General features: G+C 68.4%; 20 protein-coding genes and 1 pseudogene. 8 read left to right on the top strand and 13 right to left on the bottom strand.

The window, feature by feature from the left end:
• Window positions 1-107: 107 nt before the first annotated feature.
• Window positions 108-2,072 (top strand): AMP-binding protein, encoded by a 1,965-nt coding sequence (locus tag ACWV17_RS11900; RefSeq protein ID WP_455359623.1) that lies wholly within the window; start codon window positions 108-110, stop codon window positions 2,070-2,072.
• A 389-nt stretch (window positions 2,073-2,461) separates the two neighbouring features.
• Here the strand turns inward: ACWV17_RS11900 and ACWV17_RS11895 are convergent, their stop codons facing one another.
• Complete coding sequence (locus ACWV17_RS11895; RefSeq protein WP_455359751.1) at window positions 2,462-3,661, bottom strand: RNA-guided endonuclease InsQ/TnpB family protein; 1,200 nt, start codon at window positions 3,659-3,661, stop codon at window positions 2,462-2,464.
• A 157-nt stretch (window positions 3,662-3,818) separates the two neighbouring features.
• Here ACWV17_RS11895 and ACWV17_RS11890 point away from each other — a divergent pair, with 157 nt between their 5' ends.
• A complete protein-coding gene (locus tag ACWV17_RS11890; RefSeq protein ID WP_455359622.1) occupies window positions 3,819-4,241 on the top strand; it encodes a DUF350 domain-containing protein in 423 nt (140 codons plus the stop codon).
• A 34-nt stretch (window positions 4,242-4,275) separates the two neighbouring features.
• Here ACWV17_RS11890 and ACWV17_RS11885 read toward each other — a convergent pair whose 3' ends face one another.
• Window positions 4,276-4,689 carry a PaaI family thioesterase gene (locus ACWV17_RS11885; protein WP_455359621.1) on the bottom strand — a complete coding sequence of 138 codons (414 nt, stop codon included), beginning with the start codon at window positions 4,687-4,689 and terminating at the stop codon, window positions 4,276-4,278.
• A 73-nt stretch (window positions 4,690-4,762) separates the two neighbouring features.
• Entirely contained in the window at window positions 4,763-6,784 is a 2,022-nt protein-coding gene (locus tag ACWV17_RS11880; protein ID WP_455359620.1) for an oxidoreductase, read from the bottom strand.
• Between the two features lie 238 nt (window positions 6,785-7,022).
• Between ACWV17_RS11880 and ACWV17_RS11875 the strand changes: the two genes are divergently transcribed.
• From ACWV17_RS11875 to ACWV17_RS11855, 5 genes and pseudogenes are all read left to right on the top strand, one after another.
• On the top strand, window positions 7,023-7,724 hold the full coding sequence (locus tag ACWV17_RS11875) for a hypothetical protein (protein WP_455359619.1): 702 nt from the start codon (window positions 7,023-7,025) through the stop codon (window positions 7,722-7,724).
• 594 nt (window positions 7,725-8,318) lie between these two features.
• On the top strand, window positions 8,319-9,218 hold the full coding sequence (locus ACWV17_RS11870) for a serine/threonine-protein kinase (protein ID WP_455359618.1): 900 nt from the start codon (window positions 8,319-8,321) through the stop codon (window positions 9,216-9,218).
• Window positions 9,219-9,358: 140 nt separating this feature from the next.
• Window positions 9,359-10,063, top strand: coding sequence for a hypothetical protein (locus ACWV17_RS11865; protein WP_455359617.1), 705 nt, complete (start codon window positions 9,359-9,361; stop codon window positions 10,061-10,063).
• Window positions 10,064-10,319: 256 nt separating this feature from the next.
• On the top strand, window positions 10,320-10,442 hold the full coding sequence (locus ACWV17_RS11860; RefSeq protein WP_455359616.1) for a hypothetical protein: 123 nt from the start codon (window positions 10,320-10,322) through the stop codon (window positions 10,440-10,442).
• Window positions 10,443-10,783: 341 nt separating this feature from the next.
• Window positions 10,784-11,284: pseudogene (locus tag ACWV17_RS11855) on the top strand (serine/threonine-protein kinase); the annotation flags it as partial.
• Window positions 11,285-11,449: 165 nt separating this feature from the next.
• On the opposite strand, the gene ACWV17_RS11850 reads toward ACWV17_RS11855, so the two are convergent.
• From ACWV17_RS11850 to ACWV17_RS11820, 7 genes are all read right to left on the bottom strand, one after another.
• Window positions 11,450-12,802 (bottom strand): flavin monoamine oxidase family protein, encoded by a 1,353-nt coding sequence (locus tag ACWV17_RS11850; protein ID WP_455359615.1) that lies wholly within the window; start codon window positions 12,800-12,802, stop codon window positions 11,450-11,452.
• A gap of 336 nt (window positions 12,803-13,138) precedes the next feature.
• Window positions 13,139-14,485, bottom strand: coding sequence for an NAD(P)/FAD-dependent oxidoreductase (locus ACWV17_RS11845; RefSeq protein ID WP_455359614.1), 1,347 nt, complete (start codon window positions 14,483-14,485; stop codon window positions 13,139-13,141).
• A gap of 61 nt (window positions 14,486-14,546) precedes the next feature.
• Entirely contained in the window at window positions 14,547-16,094 is a 1,548-nt protein-coding gene (locus ACWV17_RS11840) for a long-chain-fatty-acid--CoA ligase (RefSeq protein WP_455359613.1), read from the bottom strand.
• Between the two features lie 45 nt (window positions 16,095-16,139).
• Window positions 16,140-17,603, bottom strand: coding sequence for an aldehyde dehydrogenase family protein (locus ACWV17_RS11835; protein ID WP_455359612.1), 1,464 nt, complete (start codon window positions 17,601-17,603; stop codon window positions 16,140-16,142).
• Between the two features lie 26 nt (window positions 17,604-17,629).
• A complete protein-coding gene (locus ACWV17_RS11830; RefSeq protein ID WP_455359611.1) occupies window positions 17,630-18,727 on the bottom strand; it encodes a Zn-dependent alcohol dehydrogenase in 1,098 nt (365 codons plus the stop codon).
• Between the two features lie 59 nt (window positions 18,728-18,786).
• On the bottom strand, window positions 18,787-21,150 hold the full coding sequence (locus ACWV17_RS11825; protein WP_455359610.1) for an AMP-binding protein: 2,364 nt from the start codon (window positions 21,148-21,150) through the stop codon (window positions 18,787-18,789).
• 93 nt (window positions 21,151-21,243) lie between these two features.
• Complete coding sequence (locus tag ACWV17_RS11820) at window positions 21,244-21,945, bottom strand: transporter (RefSeq protein WP_455359609.1); 702 nt, start codon at window positions 21,943-21,945, stop codon at window positions 21,244-21,246.
• A 300-nt stretch (window positions 21,946-22,245) separates the two neighbouring features.
• Here ACWV17_RS11820 and ACWV17_RS11815 point away from each other — a divergent pair, with 300 nt between their 5' ends.
• The gene (locus ACWV17_RS11815; RefSeq protein WP_455359608.1) at window positions 22,246-22,839 is read left to right on the top strand and encodes a TetR/AcrR family transcriptional regulator; all 594 of its coding nucleotides are present in this window, start codon (window positions 22,246-22,248) and stop codon (window positions 22,837-22,839) included.
• A gap of 96 nt (window positions 22,840-22,935) precedes the next feature.
• On the opposite strand, the gene ACWV17_RS11810 is transcribed toward ACWV17_RS11815, so the two are convergent.
• The 3 genes from ACWV17_RS11810 to ACWV17_RS11800 are packed head-to-tail and all read right to left on the bottom strand — an operon-like array spanning window position 22,936 to window position 25,734.
• Window positions 22,936-23,709, bottom strand: coding sequence for a gamma-glutamyl-gamma-aminobutyrate hydrolase family protein (locus ACWV17_RS11810; RefSeq protein WP_455359607.1), 774 nt, complete (start codon window positions 23,707-23,709; stop codon window positions 22,936-22,938).
• On the bottom strand, window positions 23,706-25,076 hold the full coding sequence (locus ACWV17_RS11805; protein ID WP_455359606.1) for a glutamine synthetase family protein: 1,371 nt from the start codon (window positions 25,074-25,076) through the stop codon (window positions 23,706-23,708). The genes ACWV17_RS11810 and ACWV17_RS11805 overlap by 4 nt, the downstream gene beginning before the upstream one ends.
• A complete protein-coding gene (locus tag ACWV17_RS11800; RefSeq protein WP_455359605.1) occupies window positions 25,069-25,734 on the bottom strand; it encodes a hypothetical protein in 666 nt (221 codons plus the stop codon). The genes ACWV17_RS11805 and ACWV17_RS11800 overlap by 8 nt, the downstream gene beginning before the upstream one ends.
• Window positions 25,735-26,011: the final 277 nt, after the last annotated feature.

Genomic DNA, 26,011 nt, shown 5'->3' with positions numbered 1-26,011 from the left:
GCACCGTGAACGCTAGGACCTCAACCAAGATTGAGGTCAAGTCCCCGGTGGACCGGACTCTCGACCGGACTCTCGTCTGCTACCGCCCCCGCTGCCATCATCTGGGGATGTTGCAGGAATCCGAGTCCGCAGACCCCGGCCCGCGCACCCCTGAGGCCATCATCCACCTCTTCGATCGATGGGTCCGCGAAACTCCCGATGCCCAGGCCGTGGTCACCGGGGACACGCACCTGAGCTACCGGGAACTCGATCTCCAGGCGAACCGGCTGGCACACCACCTCCGGGAAGCCGGGCTGCCGGCCGGCCGGACCGTGGCCGTGGAGACGGACCGGATGCCCGACGTCCTGGTCGCCGTCCTCGCCGTACTCAAGGCGGGCGGGGCGTACACGGTCGTCGACGCGCGGAGTGCGCCCCTGGCGGTACGTCAGCAGCTGGCGCAGGCAGACCCGTACGCGGTGATCACGGACGACGGCCGGCGGGCCCGGCCGGACCACGGCGACGGCCGTCGGACGATCTGCCTGGACTCCGAGGCGCAGGCGATCGCCGCCCGGCCGGCCGAACCGCTCGACGTACCGCCGGGCGCCACGGCCGTGGTCCTCTTCACCGCGGCCGAGAGCCCGCGCGCCGTGCCGGTCGGTCATGCGCGGCTGCTGGCGGCGTACGACGGATGGGCCGAGGTCTACCGGCTGACTCCGCAGGACCGGCACCTGGTCACCGCCCGGCCCGATGCCACCGTGTTCACCGGCGGCTGGATACGGGCGCTGGGCTCCGGGGGCGCGCTGGTGCTGCCCGAGCGGCGTTCCGGGGAGGCGCACCGGCTGATCTCCGCCGAGTCGGTCACCGTCGTGGACACCGACCCGGCCGGCGCGGTCCGGCTGCTGCGGCGTACGGCGGGACCCGACCCGGCCCTGTCGTCGCTGCGGCTGCTGACCGTCACCGGCGACCGGCTCCACCTCGACGAACTGGAGGAGCTGCGCGGCAGGCTCCGGCCGGGGGCCCGGCTGCTCAACGTCTACGGAGTCACGGAGGCCGCCGGCTGCGGCACCTGGTTCGAGCTCTCGCAACTGTCCGCGCCGGCCGAGCACCCGGGCCGGGTCTCACTGCTCGGCACGCCGTTCCCCGGATGCCGGGTGGAGACGGACGGCGACGGCAGCGGCAGCGGCGAGGGCGTCGGCGAGATACGGCTGACTCCGCCGGACGGCGGTGACGCCGTCCTCACCGGCGACTTCGGGCGGCTGCGCGAGGACGGGCTGCTGGAGTACCGGGGCCGGGCCCGGCACCGGGTCACGATCGGGCGCCGGTCCTTCGATCCGTACCGCGTCGAGTCCGTGCTGCGCGACCATCCCCGGATCGGCGCGTGTCTGGTCACCGCGGCGGACGGCCGGGCGCGTACGCCGCGGCTGGTCGCGTACGTGGTGCCGTCGGGCGCGGACGTACCGGACGCCGCCGGGATCCGGGCATATCTGACCGGCCAGGTGCCCGACGAGGAGATACCGCGGACCGTCGTACGGCTGCGGTCGCTGCCCCGCAACCGGGCCGGGCAGGAGGACCGGGGCGCGCTGCCGCAGCCCGCGGGGACGGCCGGCGGCGGGGTGGCCGGGGTCGGTAGGGCCTACAGGGCGCTGCTGAGCGACGACGTCGTCCGGGTCGGGCTGCCGGCCGGCTGCGGCATGATCATCGTGGCGTTCCTCGCGCTGATGTTCACGGACCCGATCTGGCCCGGGTCGACCGACCTGTCCGCCGTGCCCGGTCAGTGGTCGGGGTTCTTCCGGGTGCTGTACCTCGTGGAGTGCCTGGCCTTCGGGGCGGGCGTGATGTTCCTGTTCACCGGACATTCGCGGATGCGCGAAGCCGGCAGACCGCGGGGGCTGACGCGGGCCGCGCATCTGGCCCTCGTGTATCTGCTGGTCTCCTGGTGGCCGCAGGACAACTTCCACCGGCTGGCCGCGAAGGACGACTGGTCGCACCAGGCCGCTCTGGTCCACGTCTTCAACGTCCCGCTGATGATCGCCGCGGCGATCGTCGCCGTGTACGCGACACGGCAGCGTCCGGGCCCGGCGGACGGAGGCTGACCCGGATCCGCGAACGTCCGGGCGAGTCCCCGGTCCACGCCTGTCCCGACCCGGCGCGCACGGGCAACGCAACCTCGAAGCGGGGCAGTTCGCGGCCCGCCACCGATCCGGCGCCCTGCGATCTCCTCCGGCACGGATCCGCAGCTCGTCCCGGCAGGCCGCCATAAAGCGCTCGTCGTACCCCCAATTGCGCCTCGGACCGGGGCACGAGCTCGGCCAGCTGCTCCGCCTCCTCCGCCCGCGCCGCTCAGGCCCTCAGCATCGGCGCCCCTCCCACCCCTGTCGCCGTACTTCCGTGCGATAACTTTGCGTTCCCCACTGGCAACGATCACCTTCATGCGCCGCAGCGGCGGCGGGGAGACAGGCTTCTCATTGACATCCTCCACCCCCTAGAGAGCGTGGATTCCTTCCCTCGCGGTTCGGGCTTTCTGCTTCGCTGACCGCTGCCTTTCAGGAGTGCTCCGTTGAGGTCTTACACCGTCTCCACAGACTGTCACCGCCAGCCCGGCGGCCAGAATGTTGCGTGCCGCGTTCACGTCGCGGTCGTGCAGGGTGCCGCAGTCGCACCGCCATTCGCGCGTGTTCAGCGGCAGGGTTTCTCTGATGGTGCCGCACGCGGAGCACAGTTTCGAACTGGGGAACCACCGGTCGATGGTGATCAGCTCGCGTCCGTACCAGGCGGCTTTGTATTCCAGCATCATCCGCATGTCGGTCCACGCAGCATCAGAGACAGCGCGAGCCAGCTTGCCGTTCTTGACCATGTTGCGCACGGTCAGGTCCTCGATCACGATCGTTTGGTTTTCACGAACGAGTCGGGTAGTCAGCTTGTGCAGGAAGTCACGGCGGCGGTCAGCGATCCGGGCATGGACACGGGCGACCTTCCGGCGGGCCTTGGCCCGGTTCGCACCGGCGCCGGGGGCCTTGTGGGACAGTGTCCGCTGAGCCTTGACCAGGCGGGCGCGGTCGCGGCGTTCGTGTCGGGGGTTGGTGACCTTCTCCCCGGTGGAGAGCGTGACGAGGCTTGTGATTCCCGCGTCGATCCCGACCGCCGCGTCAACCGCCGGGAGCGGCTTGATGCTCGCGTCTTCACACAGCAACGACACGAACCAGCGCCCGGCGCTGTCCTGCGACACGGTGACCGTGGACGGCTCGGCGCCCTCAGGAAGGGGGCGGGACCAAACGATGTCCAGCGGCTCCGCCATCTTCGCCAGCGTCAGATGGCCGTTCCGGAACTTGAACGCGGAGCGGGTGTACTCCGCCGAACGGCGCGTCCTCTTCTTCAACTTGAAACGGGGGTACCTCGCCCGGCCCTCGAAGAAGTTCGAGAACGCTCCTTGCAGATGCCGCAGTGTCTGCTGCAACGGCACCGACGACACCTCGGACAGGAACGCCAGCTCCGGCGTCTTCTTCCACTCCGTCAGCATCGAGGAGGTCGCGTTGTAGTTCACCCGTTCGTGGCGCTGGAACCACGCCCGCGTACGGGCATCCAACGCCATGTTGTAGACCTTCCGCACACACCCGAACGTGCGCGACAGCTCGGCTGCCTGCGCATCGTTCGGGCGGAAGCGGTACTTGAACGCCCGCTTCATATGCTCGGTCTTCACGTCTCACAAACTATGGACTAGTTGGTGAGAAGTCAAACCGTCAGAGCACGTACGCAACAACGCTCAGGCTCCGCGCCCCCGGGGCCAAGGATGCGTTTCCTCACCCGGCTGAAGCTGGGGGTTTCCACGCAAGGAGATTTGGATGAGCGACATCGTCAACGGACTTGGCCGCGCCACCGCCTACGGTGCTCTCGGCGTGGTGCTGCTGATCCTCGGCATCGTGCTGGTGGATCTGCTGACGCCCGGAAAGCTGGGCCGGCAGATATGGGAGGAGCGCAACCGCAATGCCGCCGTGCTGCTCAGCTCGGCGCTGCTCGGCATCGGCGGCATCGTGTTCACGTCGATCTGGACGACGTACGAGGACTTCGCCAAGGGCCTGGTGTCCACGGCCGCGTTCGGCCTGCTGGGCCTGGTGATGATGGCGGTGGCGTTCCTGGTGGTGGACCTGGTGACGCCGGGCAAGCTGGGCGCCACGCTGGTCGAGCGGGAGCCGCACCCGGCGGTGTGGGTCACGGCGTCCTGCAACCTCGCGGTGTCCGCCATCGTCTCGGCGTCCATCGCCTGAGCCCGGAGCCCCGGCCCCGGGGTCAGCCCCGGTGTCACCCCAGCAGCGCGTACACGGTCGACGCGCGGGCGGCGGCCTCCTCCGCTCCCTCGGCCGTCATGGTGATGTCGGCGAACGCGAGCCGGCGGCCGAGTTTGGTGATGCGCGCGTCGACCAGTACATCCGCCCCGAGCACCGCGCGCTGGAAGCTCGTCGACTGCTGCACGGTGATCATCGGCCCGTAGCCGCCGCGGGCCGAGGCCACGGCGATCACCGTCGCCGTGTCCGCGGCCGCCATCAGCGCCTGTCCGGACAGGCCGCCGCCGTCGCGGGCCAGCCGGTCCGACCAGGGCAGCCGCAGCACGGCGTGCCGGTCGCCGGTCTCGACCACGGACAGCCCGAGGTCGAGCACCCACGGCGCGAAGTTGTCCGCCAGAATCTTGTCTGCCTCGATGAGGGTCAGCGTCACAGGGAGATTGTGGCGGTCCGGGCGGCCCCCTACAACTCCCCCTGCGTCAGAGGGCGGCGTCTCAGGCGGCGTCTCAGAGGGCGGCGGCGAGTTCCGTGCCCTGCTTGATGGCCCGCTTGGCGTCCAGCTCGGCGGCCACGTCCGCGCCGCCGATGAGGTGGACGGAGGCGCCGGCCGCCGTCAGCTCCTCGTACAGCGCGCGCCGCGGCTCCTGTCCGGTGCACAGGACGACCGTGTCGACCGGCAGCACCGAGGAGACGCCGTCGACGGTGAGGTGCAGTCCCGCGTCGTCGATCCGGTCGTAGGTCGCGCCGGCCACCATGGTGACGCCTCGGTGCTTGAGTTCGGTCCGGTGGATCCAGCCCGTCGTCTTGCCCAGTCCGGCGCCGACCTTGCTGGTCTTGCGCTGGAGAAGATGCACGGTCCGGGGCGGCTTGGGACGCTCGGGCGCGCGCAGGCCGCCCGGGCTGCGGTAGTCGGTGTCGACGCCCCACTGCCGGAAGTACGTGTCCGGGTCCAGGCTCGCCGCGTCGCCGCCGTCGGTGAGGTACTCGGCGACGTCGAAGCCGATGCCGCCCGCGCCGAGGATCGCGACCCGCTCCCCGACCGGCGCGCCGTCGCGCAGGACGTCGAGGTAGCTGACGACGCTGGGGTGGTCGACGCCCGGGATGTCGGGGGTGCGGGGGGTGACACCGGTGGCGATCACCACGTCGTCGTATCCGTCGGCCGTGAGGTCCGCCGCGGTGGCCCGGGTGTTGAGCCGTACGTCCACACCGTGCGCCGCGAGCTGCGTACGGAAGTAGCGCAGGGTCTCGTCGAACTCCTCCTTGCCCGGGACGCGCTTGGCGATGTTCAGCTGCCCGCCGATGTCGTCCGCGGCGTCGAACAGGGTGACCGTGTGGCCGCGTTCGGCGGCCGACACGGCGAAGGCGAGCCCGGCGGGTCCGGCGCCGACGACGCCGATGCGCTTGCGGTGCCGGGTCGGGGAGAGTACGAGCTCGGTCTCGTGGCAGGCGCGGGGGTTGACCAGGCAGGAGGTGAGCTTCCCGCTGAAGGTGTGGTCCAGGCAGGCCTGGTTGCAGCCGATGCAGGTGTTGATGGCCTCGGCGCGGCCGTCCCGGGCCTTGGCGACGAAGTCGGGATCCGCGAGGAAGGGGCGGGCCATCGACACCATGTCGGCGCGGCCCTCGGCGAGCAACTGCTCGGCGACCTCGGGGGTGTTGATCCGGTTGCTGGTGATCAGCGGGATGGACACCGAGCCCATGAGCTTCTTGGTGACCCAGGTGTACGCGCCGCGCGGCACGGAGGTCGCGATGGTCGGGATGCGCGCCTCGTGCCAGCCGATGCCGGTGTTGATGAGCGTCGCGCCGGCCGCCTCGATCCGGCGGGCGAGAGCGATCACCTCGTCGAGCGAGGAGCCGCCGGGGACCAGGTCGAGCATGGACAGCCGGTAGATGAGGATGAAGTCCGGGCCCACGTGTTCGCGGACGCGCCGGACGATCTCCAGGGGGAAGCGGATGCGGTTCTCGTACGAGCCGCCCCACCGGTCCTCGCGGTGATTGGTGGCGCTCGCGATGAACTCGTTGATCAGGTATCCCTCGGAGCCCATGATCTCGACGCCGTCGTAGCCGGCCAGCTTCGCCAGCCCGGCCGCGCGGACGAAGTCCTCGACGGTCTGCTCGACCTCGGCGTCGGTGAGCGCGTTCGGGACGTACGGACTGATGGGCGCCTGGACGGCGCTGGGGGCGACCAGGTTCTCGTGGTAGGCGTACCGCCCGAAGTGCAGGATCTGCATCGCGATCCTGCCGCCCTCGCGGTGCACCGCGTCGGTCACGGTCCGGTGCTTCTCGGCCTCAGCCTCGGTGGTCAGCTTGGCGCCGCCCTCGTACGGCCGCCCCTCCTCGTTGGGGGCGATGCCGCCGGTGACGATGAGCCCGACGCCGCCGCGGGCGCGCTCGGCGTAGAAGGCGGCCATCCGCTCGAAGCCGCGCTCGGCCTCCTCCAGCCCGACGTGCATGGACCCCATGAGCACGCGGTTGGGCAGCGTGGTGAACCCCAGGTCGAGCGGGCTCAGCAGGTGCGGGTACGGGCTCATTCGGCGCCTCCTCGGGGCGGGTCGTCGGGACAGTTCTAGACCCTCGGAGGGCCCTTTTGCAACAAAGTGCAAAACGAAGTGACGACCACCTCATCCGACACGGTCCTCCGAGGCGTCAAAATGCGCAAAACGCCATAATCCGACCTTTCGCCCCTGTTGCTTGACGTCGTACGCTCGACCGGCTGCGCCACCGGTGGATTGGCCGACGAGAGGCAACCACGCAAAAGAAGATTCGAGGATGAACAGACTGGGAATCAACGAGTCTCCCCACCCGAAATGGACGTTCCGCGTTGACACAGCCGACAGCTACGTGATGCTTGAAGGTGTGAACTCCGAGGAACTCGACGCCGGGGAATCTGGGCCGACCGCCAGTAAACTGCGAGACCCTTCGGTTTGGGCAGCCTGGGCCGGCGTAACGGTAGCGATCGTCGCGCTTGGGACTTCCATATTCACGGCCCAGTTGGCAAATAAAGCCGAAGATCGCGCCAGGGACGCACAAGAACAGGCCAACGAAGAACACCGGAAGGCGCAGGCTCAATGGGTGGAATACTACTTCGACCACGACGCGGAGGGGAAGGCGATAAGGCTTGTCGTTGAGAATCGCAGCCAGGCAGCAATTGATAAAATCTTCGTGCACTTCAAAGAGCAAATGCATTATCTGTACTTCGATCGCATCTCGGCCTGCAGGCAGGAGCGGATCGAACCCCTAGTTGCCAACGCACAGAGCATGGAAGGCTACCTGGAGCAATACGATCTGACGACCAGCAAGACGGTATCTGTCCAGTTTGTCGATACCCAAGGCGCCTCATGGGAGAAAGGTTACCCGTCGGGCTTGCGGCCAATTGGTAAGCCTGCTGCACCAGAGGATTCAATCAACGTGACCAACGCCTTTCGTCAGAACCACGCGCTATACATTGAGAACGTTCCAAACTGTCAATAAAGGCACAGATGGCCTGCGCTGGAAGAATTCACGCACGCAGGCATCAGCCCTTGCCACCGATATCACCCCAGGCTGCCCGGCCTTGCGGACACTCTCCACCAGACACGCCGCAGTCTAATGGGAGCTACGGAGTCAGGGAACGGTTCCGTAGCCGCCAGCAGGTGAGCATTATCGGCGCCGCAACCAGCCGAGGATCCATTACGCCGCGTGCGTGCCTTCCGCAGGCCGCACCGCTGTGTGAAATACGTGATGGGAGGGTCTATCGTCACGGCGGCGCGGACCTGGACCCGGCCGGGCGAGTCCTGGAAGACGGGCGCTCGTCGCTCGGGAGAAGTCGAATCCAAGGCTCTCATCCGCGTGATGAGCGTCGCGTTGAGCTCCATGTACGAGTCGCCCCGTTCAATCGGGCACGACCGAGCAGAACTCGAGGCCGGTCCCGACCAGCTCTTCCCATTCTTGTCATTGTGTCCATGACCCACTCCCTCTTACCGCATCCCGTCATGCGGCCCTGTCACACAACCAAGTCGACCGAGGGCGAGGCGGGCAGGCCGGCTGCCCGATAGCGTTGAGGCGCCGTACCGCACATCTGTCACCATGCTCAATCGTTGGGGATCAGCCTTGACTTCTGTGATCAGCCCGCTTCTGCCCAGCGACCCACCGCAGATCGCCTCGTACAGGCTCGTGGGCCGGCTCGGTTCGGGTGGAATGGGTACCGTATACGCCGCCGTGGACGGCCACGCGCGCAGGGTCGCGCTCAAGATGGTGCACCAGCAGCTCGCCGCCGATCCGCAGTTCCGTGCACGTTTCCATCGTGAGGTGGGGGTGCTCCGGCGGGTCTCAGGGCCGTACTTGGTTCCCTTCGTCGACGCCGACCCGGCCGCCGGCATCCCGTGGCTGGTCACCGAGTACGTACCCGGCCCCACCCTGCATCAGCATCTGGCCATGTACGGCCCGCTGTCCGGTGTCCAGCTGAACCTGTTCGCGGCGGGGACGGCGGCCGCACTCGCTGCCGTACATACCGCGGGTGTGGTCCATCGCGACCTGAAGCCGGCCAATGTGATCCTTTCGCCGCAGGGTCCCCGCGTGCTCGACTTCGGCATCGCCCATGTCGCGGACGGAACCGCGGTGACCCGGACGGGCATCACGACCGGCACTCCGGGCTGGATCAGCCCGGAGCAGTACCGTGACGGCACAACGGTCTCCTCAGGAGACGTCTTCGCCTGGGGCTCCCTCATCGCGTACGCCGCCAGCGGTCGACCCGCGTTCGGGACTGGCACGCCGGACGTGGTGGCCTACCGCGTGCTGCTCCAGCCGCCCGACCTCGAAGGCGTTCCGCAGGAGCTCCGGGAAGTGGTCACGTCGTGTCTTGCCAAGGACCCGGGACAGCGCCTCACCGCTGCTGATCTGGCGGACGTCACCTCCGATCTGCTCGGCCGCGCGGTGACCCAGGTACTTCCCGCGGCCCGGAGCAGCCCACAGCGGTCCACGACCTGATGTCCACGCTGTGGCGCATACCTACCGTCGAGGACCCTTCTTGGAGCGCAACTCCCCAGCACCCCCTGGGGAGGCGCAGAGTCTGGCTGCGCCGCGGGGCGCTCATCGCGGCCGCCGCAGCCGTAGGCTCCCTCGGCGGCGTGCTCCTCACTCTCGTCCCGCACGATGCCTCACCGAAGAAGCCGTTGGCCGGTTCGGCCACATCAGCCCCTCAGGCCCAGAGCGACAAGCGATCCGGGAGCCCTCAGCCCTCGAACAGTGCCAAAGAATCCAGCACCGCCCATGCGGGCGAGTCCGGCAGTGCACCGACAACCTCCGCGCCGGGGCTGACACGGACGGAAGTCCGCACCATTGCCCCCTGGGCCATTGGCGGCATGCCAGCCAAGGACATTGTCATCACGATGGAGGCCGTCGGGTCGTGTTGGAGCAGCTCCAGCAAGACGCAGCGCACCGACGCCTGGCGCTGCACCGACGACAGCACCGTCCTCGACCCGTGCTTCGCTCCCGACGCAGGCCCGGAACACCCGATGCTTCTGTGCATGGAGGCCGACCCGAATCGCATGCTGCGCCTGACGCTCACGGAATCGCTTCCCGGAAACAACTTCCATATTCCGGGCGGCCCGGTCCCGACACCCTTGCTCCTCGAGCTCGTCAACGGCGATATCTGCCGATTCGCCTCAGGCGCAACTGACGCGCTGGTGGGCCAGCGCCTCAACTACACTTGCGAACAGGGTGGAAGTGTGTACGGAGACCCGAACCAAAGCCGAGCACTCTGGACCGCCGCCTATCGGGCAGACGAGGCAAGCACCACGGTGAGCACCCCTATCAGGACCGTTTACCAGTAGGACCCTTCTCGCCTCCATCTGGAGGCCCGTCGTTGCAGTTCTACGCGTAAGGGTCGACGGAGCCCAACTCGGCTTCCTCCCCGTATGAACGTCTCGCGCACGCCTACGGCAACATGCCGACCGTCCGACGCGGGTACCGTCGGACATGACCCACGGCGAGGGACATGCCGTTCGGCTGCCGGTGCCGGCCTGATTGGAGGGCCGAGGCGGAGGGCCGTCTGCAGATGGCGCGCCCTGCCCGCCTGGGACCGCGCCTATGCCTTCTTCCGCGGCCGACGCGCCGCTGCTGGCAGTGACGGTCACCGCTGCGTCAGTCACGGCTGAGCAGCATCAGGCCGAGGAACTGGACGGGCTCCGCCTGGACCACTTCTGGATATAGAGTCCTTAATCCGGGCGCAGGCAGTGCACATGACGGCCCGTCGTGCAGCAACGGGCACACCGTGTGGTCCCCAACTGGTCCCCACCTCATGCCCTCGCTCAGCCCCGTGCCTCTCTGTGATGCGTCCTAGCGACAACGAAGCTGGGAACTGCCCCACTTATTACGGCAGTCTGCCGATACCATCCCGTTCCTGGGCTGGGGGGCTCCATTCACGGGTGTGTGTCCAGTCTCATGGCGCTCCATCGCAGAAGAGGAACGAACACCCTGTGAGCATCGCTCGCGTAGAAGGGCGGGTACAGCCTGCCCGCTCCGGTGACCCGAAGCGGGTCGGTGCCTACCGGATCATCGGCCGTCTCGGCTCGGGCGGCATGGGCACCGTCCACGCCAGTCTCGACCCTGACGGCCTCCGTGCCGCGGTGAAGGTGATCCACTCTGCGCAGGCCGAGGACCCTGAGTTCCGTGCCCGCTTTCGCCGAGAGGTCCAGCTCTCCTCCCGCGTGCACGGGCCGTATGCCTCATACCCCTCCTCGCAGCAGACCCGGATGCCGAGACCCCGTGGCTGGCAACCGCCTACGCGCCCGGAGTCACCCTCGACCAGCATCTCGCCACCCACGGAGCGCTCACGGCGGCACCCTGTACGCCTTGGCCACCGGCACCGCCCAGGCACTCGCCGCCATCCACATCGCCGGCGTCGTCCATCGGGATGTGAAACCGCAAAACGTCATCCTCACACCGGCCGGCCCCCGAGTCCTGGACTTCGGTATCGCTCATGCCGCCGACGGAACCTCCGTGACCCGGATCGGTGTCATGACCGGTACGCCGGTTGGATCAGCCCCGAGCACTCCACATGCCCTTGCCGTATTTCGGCGCTTGTCTTGGTGGCCGGCCCGCCGAGTTCGTCGCGCCGACCGGCTGGGAGGGCGAGGCGGTCGCCGGCCCCGCCCAGGGGGCCGACGGCGCGGGCCGGCCCCGGCTTTTCTGTACCACGGCCATGGCGAGATTCCGGGTCAGCGTTCCAGGCTCGAGAGAACCGCCTTTGCCGCGTTCTCGCCCGAGGTCGCTGCGTCAGCGAGCGACGGCATGTCGAGCTGATAATCGCCGGCCAGGTAGATCGGTCCGAGGGGGTTGCGCAGCGTCGGCAACGACTCGCGTCCCCGGGGCGCCCAGAACGGCACCACGCGATGGTGGCGTCGCACGATCCCGTCCCCGAGTTTCCCTTCGAGCTGGGGGTAGACCGAGAGCAAGTCCTTGGAGAACCGAGCGACGATCTCTTCGTCGGAGAGCTCGAACAAGGCGTCGGCCGACGCACCACCCGCGAAGCATGCCAGCGCACCGCCCGGCTTGCGCGGGTCGGCTTTGCGCATGGCGGCAGCGTGGTTGAACATCGCTTGGAAGGAGAGCTGCGGCGTGGAAACGCCGAGGAGTCCGTCCCAAGGCTGAGGCCCCTCCTCTTCGGTGAAGAAGCCGACAATCACGTACCGGCCGTAGCGAATGTCGTCGAACGCGTTACGGTGCGTCTGCGGAAGTTCCGGAAGGATCTGCAGCGCGACGTCGCTGGGAACCGTGACGATGGCGCGTTTCGCGCGCATCCTCACCGGGCGGCCCGCGTCGACGTAGTTCACGACGACCCCGTCTCCGCTCTTCTCCACGGACCGGACGGTCGACTTGAGCCGAAGGCGTTCGCCGAGGTCCTTGGCAAGGATGTCGGTCAAGGTCTGATTGCCGCCGACCGGCAGGGCGAAGTTCGGCACCTTCGCCGGGTCCGCGAGGGCAAGTCCGATCGACACCACAAGCTGGGTCGCCGCCGTCTCTGCTGGCTCGCACCCCATCCACTGGCCCGACCAGGACCGGACCACGGCCCGAGTCAGATCGGAGCGAACACCGCGCAGGAGGTCGGATGCGAGACGCCTGTCGAGGTAGGCTCGCACCCTTTTCGCCAGCCGGCTGTCAGACTCCAGGAACGGGACGGCTGAGAGGATACGGGCACCGACCATCGCCATGCCGACCCGGTCCATGAAACTCATCCGCGTGCGGAACATGAGGGCAAACATGTTGGACGTGTCGACCAGGACCCCGTTGAGGACCAGCCCCACGCTCGTGTCGGCCAGCGATCCCATCTCGATACCGTGCTGGTTGAGAGCGTCGATCAACGGCCCGGTCCCCTCCGTGAACTGGGTCCCGACGTTGATCCAGTAGTCGCCATTCCGGACCGTCTCGACGCGTCCGCCCGGCCGATCCTCCGCCTCGAGCACCACGACGTCGGCCTTGCCTGCGACGGTTGTGGCCGCCATGAGACCCGACATTCCCGCGCCGACGACCACGACGTCGGTCTCCTCGTCTACACGTTCCATTGCGGCCATGACTCGCGACTCCTTCTGCCTGTTCGTCATCGTTCTGCACCGTTTCCAGGTTCGCTGCCTCGCGGCCGGGCGAGCCGGCAGCCAGTTAACAAAACTCGAATCGATTTCGATAAAATCAACGCCGCGGGGGCCACGAGAATGACCATCGCCCCCGGCGTTTTGACGGGGCAGCCTCAAGAGAACTTCTATCCGATCGAGCGGCTGGCCCGGCGGTGGCGGATTTGGCAGCGAACGACACCAGCCGATGCGTGCGGGGCACGTCTACTTCGGTCCTGTACCGGTGGGGTGACCTACTGCGGTCTCCGGAACGTCAAGGTACGCCGCCTGCAACCCTGATCAGTTCACCGGAGCCGCGCCGCGTCGGGCGTTCCGCCGGCTTCCGTTGATCAGGTCGTTGAAACGGTCGACGGTCCAGATGGTCCGCAGCCCCAGAGCGCCCATCATCAAAGGACGAGGGAACCTGGGCTTCTTCACCCAGAGCGCCTTCAAGTCCTCGTGCTGTTCCCCGTCCACGATCAGGTCGGCGATGAGGGAACCGACGTACGGCGCCTGGGCCAAGCCGTGGCCGACGCAGGCGACCGAGTAGAAGACGCTGTCGCCGATCTTGCCGGCGAGCGGAAGCCACGACGAGGTGATCGCGACCCATCCGCCCCAGGCTCGCGCGGCCGCGACGTCGGCGAGCGCGGGGAAGCGCCCTTCGAAGGCGCGTGCGAGATCGGCGACGACAGCCTCGTCCGGCTTCCTCAGGGGAAGCGGGTGGTTCTTCCCCCGCTGGAGCCGACGGACGCCGAACACGATGGTGTTGCGTGAGGTCAGCCGGTAGTTCTCCATGACGTTGTGCTGGGTCACCACCCCCGACCGGCTGGTCCACCCCAGCGCGGCCAGGCGCGCGGGATCGATCGGCTCGGTCTCCACCTCGGTGACCCAGATCGGCACGGAGAGTCGCTTCGGAGCGATGGCCAGCTCGCCGCCGAAGGCGTTCGTCGCGAGCACGATCTTGTTCGCGCGCACCTCGCCTCCGGGTGTCCTGACGATGACATGATCGCCGTTCCGCGTGACGTCGGTGACGCGCGTCTGCTCGAAGACCCGGGCGCTCGACGAGAGGACGGCGCGGCGGATGCCCAGGCTGAACTCGCCGGGGTTCATCATCCCGCCGACGGACTCGCGCATACCGCCGAGGAATCCGCGGGGGATCCCGAGCTCCGCGCTCGTGCCCAGCTCGACCTTCGCGCCGGCCTTCCGCAGGAGCTTCGTCACGCGACGCACGCGACCCATCTGCCCCCGGGACACGGCAGCACAGACGTTGCCCGTCGGCTCGTAGTCGCAGTCGAGGTCCAGTCGTTCGATCAGCTGCTCCACGAAGTGCGCGGCGTTCTCGGCGAACTGGACGATGCCGGGAAACCTCTTGGGGTAGAGCATGCTCAGGAGCTGGATGTCGCCCCCCGGGGCGCCTGCCACCTGCCCGGCGTTGCGCGAGGCGGAGCCGTGGCCGCAGAACTCGGCCTCCAGCAGCACCACGTCCCGGCCGCGCTCGGCCAGCCGCAGCGCCGTCGACATGCCCGCCAAGCCGCCGCCCACGACCGCGACCTCACAGGTGACGTCTTCTCGCAGGGCGGGCTGGACATCGCGGGGTGGGTCGACCCACCCGCTGAAGGTGGTGTACTCGACGTTGTCCGTCCGCATCTCACTGTTCCTCGTTTCGCGTCGTACGCAGCAGGGGGTGTCGTTCCGGCTCTGCTCGGCCTCAAGCCAGCTCGCGCTTGAGAATCTTTCCGGTGCCGGTCATCGGCAGGCTCGACACGAGCTCGACGATGCGGGGGTACTTGTAGGAGGCCATCTGCTCCTTGCCCCAGGCGACGAGCTCCTCGGCGGTGACGGCGGCGTCCTTCTCGAGGATCACGAAAGCCTTGATCTCTTCGCCGTGGCTGTCGTGCGGGACGCCGATGACCGCCGCCAGGCTCACCGCGGGATGGGTGAGCAGTACCTCCTCGATCTCGCGGGGGTAGACGTTGAAACCGCCGCGGATGATGAGGTCCTTCACGCGGTCGACGATGTAGTAGAAACCGTCCTCGTCGCGTCGTGCGAGGTCTCCGGTGCGGAACCATCCGTCGCGGATCACCTCGGCCGTCGCCTTCGGGCGGTTGTAGTAGCCCTTCATGACGTTGTGGCCCCTGATCGCGATCTCGCCGACCTCCCCGGCCTCGGTGACCTCTGTCCAGTCCGGCCGGATCAGCTTCAGCTCCACACCCCAGATCGGGACGCCGATCGAGCCCGGTCGGGTTTCGAGCCGGGGGTCGCTGAACGTGGCGACGGGTGACGTCTCGGACAGCCCGTACCCTTCGAGCACGGTGATGCCGAGGCGCTGCTTGACCTGGCTGATGATCTCGACCGGCAGGGCCGCCCCGCCTGAGATCCCGATCCTCAGGTGCGCGGCGATCCGGTGGACGTCGATGTCGTCGGTGAGGGCGTTGAGCAGTCCCCACCACATGGTCGGAACACCGGCGAAGAACGTGATGACCTCGCGGTTCATCAGCTCGACCACCTCACGGGCGGCGAAGCGCGGCACGAGGTGCAAGGTCGCGGCGACCGAGAACCCCGCGTGCATCTGCACCGTCGCGCCGAAGGTGTGGAACAGCGGAAGGCACACCAACTGGCTGTCGGCGGCCGGTTCGCTGCGGAACAGCCGGTTGTTGGCCATCACGTTCATCATCGTGTTGGCGTGGGAGAGTTCGGCGCCCTTGGGCTGGCCGGTCGTTCCCGACGTGTACAGGATGACCGCGGTGTCGGTCGGCTCTCTGACCACCGACTCGAACACGGTGCTCATGCCGGCGAGTGCCTGACCGAGTGTCTCGGTACCGGAGATCGGACTGGGAGCTTCCGGGTCGGCGGTGATGACGAAGAAGTGCTCCACCGTCTTGACCTCGCGGTATCCGGCATGGCCCTCCGCGGCCATGGCGAGCTCCGGAGTTCCTTCGAAGCAGAAGTAAGCCGAGACGTCCGCGTCGTCCAGGTGGTACGCGATCTCGCGGCCCTTGAGCAGGACGTTGAGAGGCACCACGACCGCCCCGGCCTTGAGGACGCCGTAGTAGACGATGGGGAGGTAGGGGAGATTGGGGCAGCTCAGTGCGACCTTGTCGCCGGGCTGGATACCGCGGGACACCAGCAGGTTGGCGACCTGGTTCGCCGCCGCGTCAACCTGGCGGTAGGTCAGCCGGTTCGAGCCGAGTACGAGTGCGTCCCGGTCCGGGTACGTGCGGGCGGAGTCTTCGAGGAGGATCGAGAGGTTCAGCATGGGGGTTCTCCAGCGGCGATGGGTTCGGTCATCGGGCGACGCGTTTCACAACGGAAGGTCCGGCGAGTCGACGCCGACCACCCGGTCGCCGCAGAACACGCGCACCGACTCGGCCGGGCCGTGACCGCCGATGCCGGCCGGCCCCCAGAAGCTCTGCGCGGAATCGTCGCCGAGGTCCGCGACCTTCGCGCCGTTGACGCGTACCTCGCCGGACAGCACCCGCGAGCCGACCTCGATCGCTCGCTCGGTGTCGCCACCGAAGACGTAGGCGTCGAGTCCCGAGGGGCTGGAGTTCGCGATACGCAGCGCCTCCTCGTCGGAATCGACGGCGTGCAGGGACACGACGGGACCGAACAGCTCCGCGGTGGCCTTCGCCGGGTCGGCCCCGGCGGCGACGGTCGGCGAGAGGAAGAATCCGTCGAGATCCGGCAGCCTGGCCGGCTGGTGGACCGTGGCTCCCAGGGCGCGCAGTCCTTCGATCCGGCTCTCCAGCGTCGCGAAGTGCGGTGCGTTCGAAATCGGGCCGAGCTCGACGCTCTCATCGAGCGAGTGACCGACCACGACCTTGGCGATGCGCTCGGTCAGCGCTTCGAGCAGCGGCTCCACCAGGCTCCTGTGGGCGAGCACCTTGCCCGGTCCCTCACACCATTGACCGTTCAGTTTGGTCATTCCCTCGATGATGCCGTCGGCGGCGACCTCGACGTCGGCGTCGTCCAGGACGAGCGCGGGGTTGTTGCCGCCGAGCTCCAGCTGAAGGACCTTGAAATCCTCCGCGGCGGCGCGGGCGATCGCACGGCCGGCGACCGGACCGCCGGTGAATGAAACGATCTTGATGCGCGGGTCACCGGTCAGCGCGGCACCCACCTCGCCGCGGCCGTGCACGAGCTGCAGGGCGCCGGCGGGCAGTCCGGCTTCGACGAAGCACTCGACGATGATCTGGGCGCTGCCCGGAGCGTGCTCCGACGGCTTCAGAATCACCGGGCACCCCGCCGCGACCGCGCTCACGACCTTGGCCGCGGGGATGAAACTCGGGCCGTTCCACGGGGTGAGGATCGCGGCCGGTCCCCACGGGACCTTGTACAGGCGGACGTCACGGCCGTCCGCCGCCAGCGCTCGCACGCGGGGGATGCTCAGCAGTTCCGCTGCCGTCGCCCGGATCCTGGCGGGCAGGAAGGCGGCCACCTTCCGCGTGACGCCGATCGGCACGCCGCTGGTCAGGGAATCCGTGCGGGCGATGTCCTCCGCTCGGCTCTCGATGAGCACGGCGACGCGTTCCAGCATGTCCGCGCGCTCTCGACGGGCCTCGTCGTCCCACCGGCCGACGCTGTACACGCGCTCCGCGTACCGCAATGCCCGTTCGACGTCCCCGGGTCCGGTCGTGACCATGGGGTGCACCGGTCGGCGGGTGTTGGGGTCGACGTTCCATTCGTCTTGGACCGTCTCGCAGTCGCTCCAGGCGTCCGCGATGTAGTTCACCGGCCGGGGAACGGCCGTCTCGCTGCTCGACATGTGAGTCATCTCCGCGTCCGTGTTCATCAGGCCTTCAGGTCGACGACGATGCGGGTCACGTCACCGCTGCGCATCGCCTTGAAGCCCTCGTTGATCTCGCCGAACGGGATGACCTGCGTGACCATCTCGTCGAGCAGCAGCCGCCCCTGCCGGTACAGGCGTGCGAGCTGGGTGATGTCCTGGCGCACCTGACCGGAGCCCATGTACGAGCCGATGAGGCGCTTCTCGCCGAAGAAGAAGTCCGACGCGGGCAGTGTGAGCTCGGTGCCTGCCGGGGCGATGCCCACCAGGCACGCGGTGCCGGTCGCCCGCAGCACCGACAGCGCCGTGGCCGCGGTGCGCGCCGAGCCGACGGCCTCGAACGAGTAGTCGACCCCGTCGCCCAGCAGGTTCCGCACCTCCGCGGCGACGTCTTCGGCGCCTCCGTTCACGACGTGGGTCGCGCCGTAGCCGCGCGCCGCTTTCAGTCGCGCCTCGTCCAGGTCGATCGCGACGATGGCCGAGGCCCCCGCGAGCCTGGCTCCTTGGATGATGGCCGATCCGACGCCGCCGCAGCCGATCACCGCGACCGTGCTTCCCGGACGCACCCGGGCGCCGCGGAAGACGGCGCCCACGCCGGTGATGACACAGCACGCCAGGAGACACCCCACGTGCAGCGGCACCTCGTCGTCCAGCTTCACCAGCGCGTTCTCCCGCATGAGGGTGTGCCGCGAGAACGCGCCGATGGCGCCGAGCCGCTCGACCGGCTGCCCGTTCGCCAGCTGGAAAGCGGGCCGCGGGCGACGCCGGATCTCCTCGACGCTCCGGCACTGCGTCGACCGGCCGGCCTCGCAGTTGACGCACCGGCCGCACGACGGCGTCAGCGCCCCGACCACGCGGTCGCCCGGGCGCAGCCCGGTCACCGCGGAACCGATCGCCTCGACCACGCCGGCCACCTCGTGGCCCACCACCACCGGCAGTTCGGTCGGCACCGTTCCGGTCATGTAGTGCAGGTCGCTGTGGCACAGCCCCACGTTCACGACTGCGACGCGCACCTCGTCGGGCGCGGGGTCGTCCACCTGGATCGCAGTCATCTCGAGCGGTTCGTTCACCGCGGTGAGCACCGCGGCCTCTGTGTCGATCACGTCCAAGTCTCCTCTGTCGTTCGTTTCGTAAAAGTGCGATGTCGCCCCCCGTCCCGGAGCTATTCGCCGGCGCCCTTCGCGGCCCAGAAGCCCTTGATGCCGGCGCTGAACACCCCGCTCTCCCAGGCTTTCTGCGCGGCGACTTCCTCACGGGCGAAGGCCTGCTCGATCTCGTCGGGCTGCGGGCGCAGGAGCGCGAGGTGAAGGGCCGTCGTGTTGCTCTCCGGCGTCCACTCGACGACCAAGTCGACGGCCCGGTCGACCAGTTCGTCCGGCGCGACGATCTCGTCCAGGAGACCGATCCGCACGGCCTCCTCGGCGCCGATCCGCGGCGAACCGAGGACCATGCGCATCGCGTGGTTCCGGACGAGGCGGGTCAGCAGCAGGCTCGACGCGTTCGAGATCGTGATGCCTCGGCCGTTCTCCGGCTGGTAGTACTCCGTCGCCGAGGTTCCGATCCGCGCGTCGCAGCAGAGGGTGATCTCCGAGGCGCCCCCCACCGCAAGACCGTTCACCGCCGCGATGACGGGAACCTGCGTCTCCACGATGGCTCGGGTGATGTCGTGGAAGCTCTCGAACGCCGCGCGGACCTGCGCGTGCGAGGTCGGCACGGACCCGAGGTCCTCACCCGACGAGAACGCCCGGCCCTCGCCGGTGAGCACGATCCCGCGCACGTTCTCGCCGGAGCCGTATTCCCGGACGACGCTCGCCAGCCGCAGCCGAGTGGCTACGTCCATGGCGTTCAGCTTCTCCGGACGGCGCAGTGTCAGCACCGCCACACCGCGGACGACGTCGACGCCGAGGAAGTCCGTGGATGGGACGGTGGTCCCGCGCCGGGCGCTTAGGTCGTAGGTGACGCCGAGCTCGGCCGCGGCGCGCTCCTTGAGCGCCGGCTTGGACACGCGCTCGGACGGTGTACGGGGGAAGTCGGCGACGAACTCGACGTAGCGCGGCACCTTGAAGCGGGCGAGCTGCCGACCGGCCCGGTCAATGATCCGCGCGGCGGTCGTGCGGTCGGCCGGCATCCCGGCGGCGAGCTGGACGAAGGCCTTGACCTCTTCGCCGAACGTCTCGTCGGGTTCGGCGACGACCGCGCTGGCCACGACCGCGTCGTCACGTTCGAGAACGGCCTCGACCTCGGCGCTCGCGATGTTCTCGCCGCCGCGACGCACCATGTCCTTGATCCGCCCGACCAGCTGGATGCCGCTGTCAGGCCGGCGGACGACGACGTCTCCGGTGTGCAGCCAGCCGTCCCGCAGCACCCGGGCGGTGTCCTCCGGACGGTTCCAGTAGCCGCGCATCATCGGCTTCCCCGAGACGATCAGCTCACCGGGCTCGCCGTCGGGCACATCGGCGCCCTGCGGATCGACCACCCGAACCCGCTTGTTCGGCACCGGAAGCCCCAGGCTCCCGCTCCCCACGGCAGTCACGTCGTCGACGGGACTGAACATGTCGACGCCGGTCTCGGTCATACCGTAGATCTCCCGCCACGGCGCGCCCCAGCGTTGCTCCAGCTGGGCGTGGAGCCCGACCGGCACGCCCGAGCAGAGCACCAGGCGCACCTCGTTGTCCAGGTCGTCGAGGCTCGGCGGCTGCTTGAACAGCAGCGTCGGCATGGACCCGAGCACGTAGAAGAAGGTCGCGCGATGGCGGCGGACGTCGGCGAAGAAGCCCGACGCGGAGAACCGCGGGAGCACGACCAGCGGGGCCCCGACCGTCAGGGCGAGCGCGGTGTTCCACTGCGGGTCCATGTAGGAGAACGGCTGAGCGGTGAGCAGGACGTCCTCGGACCCGAGGCCGGTCACCGCGGCGCAGGTCCAGCCCAGCCGCACCCAGTAGTCGTGGGTGAGCATGCACGCCTTGGGGAAGCCGGTGGTGCCCGACGTGTACTGCAGGTTCGCCAGGGTCTCGGCGGTGGGGCGCACCTTCGGAGCGGTCGCCGGGAACGGCGCGGAGCCGTCCGCGGCGACGTCGACGATGCGCAGGTCCGCCAAGTCACTCTCACCGACGGCGACTTCCGTCAGGAGAGCTGCCCGCTCGCGGTCGCTGAACACGACCCGGGCTCCCGAATCCCGCAGGAGGAACGTGAGATCAGCCCGCTTGTACGAGGAGTTGACCGGTACCGCCACAGCGCCGGCCTTCAGTGCGGACAGCCACACGACGGGCCAGTGCACGATGTTCGGGAGCATGATCGCGACGCGGTCGCCGGCCTGGACACCGTCGACCTCGATCAGCCGGTGCGCCAGCCTGGAGGTCCAGGCGTCGATCTCGGCAAAGGTCCAGGATTCGTCTCCGAAGCGCAGGAACTCCTGATCCGGCGATCGCCGCGCGCGCTCGGACAGCAAGCCGGTCATCGTCGCGGTGGACGGGTCCTCCCCCATCTGCTCGGGCCTGACGGCCGGTCGCGGACGGTGCGAGGCCATGGTTCCCTCTCGCTGAGGTGTTTCTTTCACGGCGACGGCTGCTTCCTCTGCATGGAACGTTCTCCTTGGTTCTCTGCCTTGAACCGCGGCTGCTCAGGCGCCGGCGATGGGGCTCTGTTCGCGCCGCTCCGGCGCCGCATCGGCCGCCTCGTTGTGGGCGTGCAGGGTGCGGTAGGCGAAGTAGTACATGCACATCTGGAATCCCCAGGTGCTCAGCGCGGCGGTGTAGAAGAGGGTGTGCGCCTCGTCGTCGCCTGGGATGGGGACGAAGTCGTACGTCGCGGCGATGACGAATGCGGCAGCGGTCGCCAAGCCCGCGCCGATGGCCATTCCTTTCGCGCCGATCGCCCAGAGCCGCTTCGAGAAGTAGATCAGGAACAGAGTGGTCAGCACATTGACGACGACGTAGAAGATGTCCATGCCCAGACCCAGCTGTTCGCCGAACAGCTGCAGGACGAGCCCGACGGCGGCCGCGAACGCGAACACCCCGACATCGGTTGCCTTGGACGGCTTGTACCGGTGCGTCACACCCATCAGGCCCATGACGAGAATCAGCGTGATGCCGACCGATCGGGAGAACGCGTCGAGGAAATGCGCCGCGGTGTACATGGGGCTCTCCTCGTCGGCCCCCAGGAGCGCGTAGACGAGGAAGTTCGACCCGGAGGTGGCGACGATGATCCATTCGAGGCCGAGAAGGTAGTTCCCGTAGTTCCGGATGAATCTCCATCCGAAGATGAATCCGGCGGCGATCATCCAGACGTCGGCGAGCAGAAAGAGCAAGTTCTTGAGTTCCATTTTTCCTCAGTTCCTTGAGGCCTCCGACGACCGGTCGAGGGCTCGCCGAATCTCTACCGGGAGCTTCCGGATCCGCTCCGGGCTGCACGTGAGGACATCGGTCGTCCCTCCGGTCGAGATCGGCGAGGGCGGCAGGCCGTCGCGAGGGGTGAGGTTTATGCTGCTTCATCATGGTCGTCCGATCAAGTCATTGGACCAACTATTTGTCCGCGAGGGCTGCGGCCTGGGCTGATGCGGGGAAGTCCGCTGTTAGCCTGGTCGCTGACTTGATCGATCGTCCAACTTCTGCAGGGGGCACAAGTGGCACGTGTACCGGCGGCCGAGCGGCGCAACGACCTGGTGAACGCCGCCATCCAAGTGATCGCGAGCCACGGCGTCGACGGTGCGACGACCCGCCGGATCGCCGAGCAGGCCAACGCTCCGCTGGCGACGCTGCACTACTGCTTCCAGTCCAAGGAGCAGCTGTTCGCAGCCGTCTTCGAGAAACTGGCGGAGCGGTACCGCGAGGTTCTGGTCGCGAACGATGTGCACGGCGACGTGACCACGACGGCGCGTGCGATCCTCCGCGGACTCACGAACTGGTATCTCGACGAGTCCTCGGATTTCGCCTCCGCGACCATCGAGCTGATCAGCTGGGCGCAACGCCAGAAGGAGCGTCCGGCCGAGACCGTCTACAACGAGGCGTTCAAGGTCATGCGCTCGATCCTCGAAAGCGCCTCCTCCGAACAGGACATCACGCCCGAGACGATCGACCAGATCGGCTACGTCGTCGCCGCCCTGTCGGACGGCTTCGTCATGAATTGGCTGACGTACGCCGATCGCGCCCAAGCCGCCCAGCAGGCTGAGATCGTCATCGACGTCCTCGATGCGTGGCTGGCCGCGAAGCTCGCCTGATCACGAGCGCCTCCGAGTCCGCCAGGCTCGGCGGTGGACGGCGGACCCGAGTGCGTCTGCCGCCTGCCACGAGCGGACGCACTCAGATCCCCCTCGTCACAGGCGTTTCACGGATTCCTCGACGATCCACGTCATCGTCGGATCGTCGCTCTCCATCCATTCCGGATGCCACTGGACACCCAGAACCGGTGCGTCCGGGAGCTCCACCGCCTCGACCACGCCGTCGGCCGCCCGGCCCGTCACGACGAGCCCCGCGCCGCAACGATCGACGGCCTGGTGGTGCCACGAGTTGGTGACGGCCTGCGCTCCGAACAGTCCCGCCACGATCGAGCCGGGCTCGAAGGTCACGAGGTGATCGTCCGTGCCGTCGGTGAGCGCGGCCTCCTGCGACAGATGCTGCACCTCACCGGGCGGCAGGTCGGCGATGAGCGTGCCGCCGAGCGCGACGTTGAGGATCTGCAGGCCCCGGCACACGGCGAGCACCGGGATCCCCCGGTCGAGCGCGGCACGCACGAGTGCGAGCTCGTGCGCGTCCCGCTCGGAGTCGTGGACCATCGGGTCCGTACGCGGGTCGACGTCGCGGACCACGGACGGGTCCCCGCCCCAGCACGCCGGATGCAGGTCCTGCCCGCCGGTGATGACGACGCCGGCCAGCCAGTGACAGACCGCCTCCGGATCCGTCTCGTACGAGAGATTCACCGGCAGACCGCCGGCCCGTGCGATCCGGATCCCGTAGTCGGACATGTAGCTGTCGACGCAGCGATCGCCGTACCGGGGGTCCGCACCCCTGATCAGGTCCAGCCGGAACCGCCGGCCGGTGATGCCTATGAGCGGCCGCACCGCGTTCGACGCATCGCCCTGCCCGCTCACGGCAGTTCGAAGTATCGGTTGGACTCCCACGGGGAGAGTTCGGCGAACGGGTCGCCGCCCGCGGTGTGGAACTGCATCCACTCCCACCGGCGCGATCCGACCCAGTAGTCCACGAATTCGGAACCGAGGAGGTCGCGAAGGATCGGATCCGCTTCGAGCGCGGCGGCGGCCTTCGTGAGGGTGTCCGGCAGGCGTGTGATGATCCCGGGCGGCATGCACCAGGCCATGTCGGTGACCGGCTCCGGCGGTTCGATCTTGCGTTCCAGACCCGCGATCACACCGGCCAGCACGCCGGCCAGCGCGAGGTACAGGTTCGCGTCCGCGCCCGGGACCCGGTACTCCAGGCGGGAGTACGACGGGTGTCCGCAGACCGCCCGGACCGCGGTGGTCTTGTTGCTGATGCCCCAGCTGACGGTGACCGGCGGGCCGCTGAGATCCACCAGGCGCCGGTACGAGGTGATCTGCGGGAGCACGATCGAGCAGTTGCCCTCGAGCGTCGCGAGCAGACCGCCGATGGCATGGCGCATCGTCTCCGACGGTCCCTCCTCCGCGTAGAACGCGTTGGCGCCGTCGCGCTGGAGAGACAGATTGATGTGCGAAGCCTGTCCGTAACCCGCGGTGGGCTTGGCCATGAAGGTGACCGTGTGTCCGCGGTCGAACGCGACCTCGCGCATGATCTGGCGGGTCCGCGCCCAGGCGTCACACACCGCGATCGGGTCGCCGGGCGCCAGGTTGATCTCGATCTGACCGGCGGCGTCCTCGTCGCTCCAGGCCTCCCACTCGATGCCGACCGCGTCGAGCCGGTCGGCGACGGCGTTCATGTACCCGCTCCAGTCCTTCGACTTCGCGAGGTGATAGGCCGTACCCGCACTCCCGCCCAGCGGTGTCAGGTCGCGGTATCCGCGTGCGCGCGCCTCGTGGACGGATTCCTCGAAGACAGTCGCCTCGATCTCGACGGCGACGGTCGCGGTGAAGCCGAGCGAGGCGAGGCGGCCGATCATCTTCCGCGTGAGGTTGCGCGGACAGATGGGGACCGGCGTGCCGTCCTTCAGCCAGTAGTCGCCGATCACGGCGTCGAGACCCGGCTCCCACTCGACCCGGGTCGACATGTCGGGGCGGAAGTAGACGTCGTCCAGATGCCCGCGCCAGTCGGGGAAGGCGAAACCCAAGGCCGGGGCGTTGCCGAGGTCGAGCCCGAACAGGAGGTCGGCGAAGGCGAACCCCGAGTTCACGCCCGAGGCGAACTTCTTCGGCGCCACGGTCTTGCCGAGGAACGAGCCGTCGTGGTTCGTCGCCTCGAGCCGGACGGCCCGAGCTCGGGCATCGCGGACATCAACTCCCGCGACCGGCTGGGTGAGTTCAGACATCGTAACGAACCTTCCAGGATGCGCCGACCATGACCGACAGCTGAGAGAGGGTGCCCTGAACCCCGAGCACACCCGTGGACAAAACGGCGAGCAGGTCGTCGGCTCCGGAGAACACGCCGGCGAGCGTCTCGGGGGCTCCGGCGATCAGGTACTGCGTCGTACCCTCGCCGAGCACGACCTGCTCCAGGCCCTCGGGGCCTTCGGTGACCGCGACGAGCACGTCAGGAATCCCCGGCACGGAACGCGCGGCAGTCCAGAAGTGCTCGGCGGCGGCCTGCCAGCCCGGTACCGGCGGCGAAAGCGCGAACAGCACGTCCGCAGCGAACTCGGCGTCGCCCGAGAGAGCTTCAGCGGGCGCGAAGCGGGCGTTCAGGTCGACGGTGATCGCGGCGTCGGGTTCGGCGGGGACTCCGCTCGAAACGGCGACCACGCCGCCGCCGAAGGTGATCGTCGCCGCCTGCGGCGTGTCGTGGGACCGGATCGCCACCGTGGCGGCCGCCTTCTGGAGTGCCGGAAGCGCATGGCCCGTGCGGGCGGAATCCCGCAGGGTGCGGCCGATCAGCCGAACGAGGGGAGTCGCGTCGTCCTCGATCCGTACGTCGACCTGTAGGGCCGCCTCTGCGCCGGACACCGCAGGGACCGTCGTGGTTTCGGTCATCCTCCAGTCCTTTCGACTTCGGGAGATCGCGCGCGCCGCGCATCGGCCGCTCCGGATCTCGCATGGGGTGATCAACTTGGTCAAGTGACTCGATCAGATGACTAGGATGGTGGGGCACGGGCTACCACATGTCAATGACTTCAGAGAGGTCCCGCCGTGAACGAAGCGCAGCCCCCGCACTGGGATCAGTTGGACGCCGATTGTCGGCGTACGGCCTTAGCTCCCCAGTTGTGTACAGACGAACGTCCCCAGACGTCAGGCCACTTCGGTCTCTCGC

Source organism: Streptomyces mabaensis, assembly GCF_053763515.1.
Note: the sequence above shows the minus strand (reverse complement) of the source record. Positions and strands in the feature narration are given on the sequence as shown.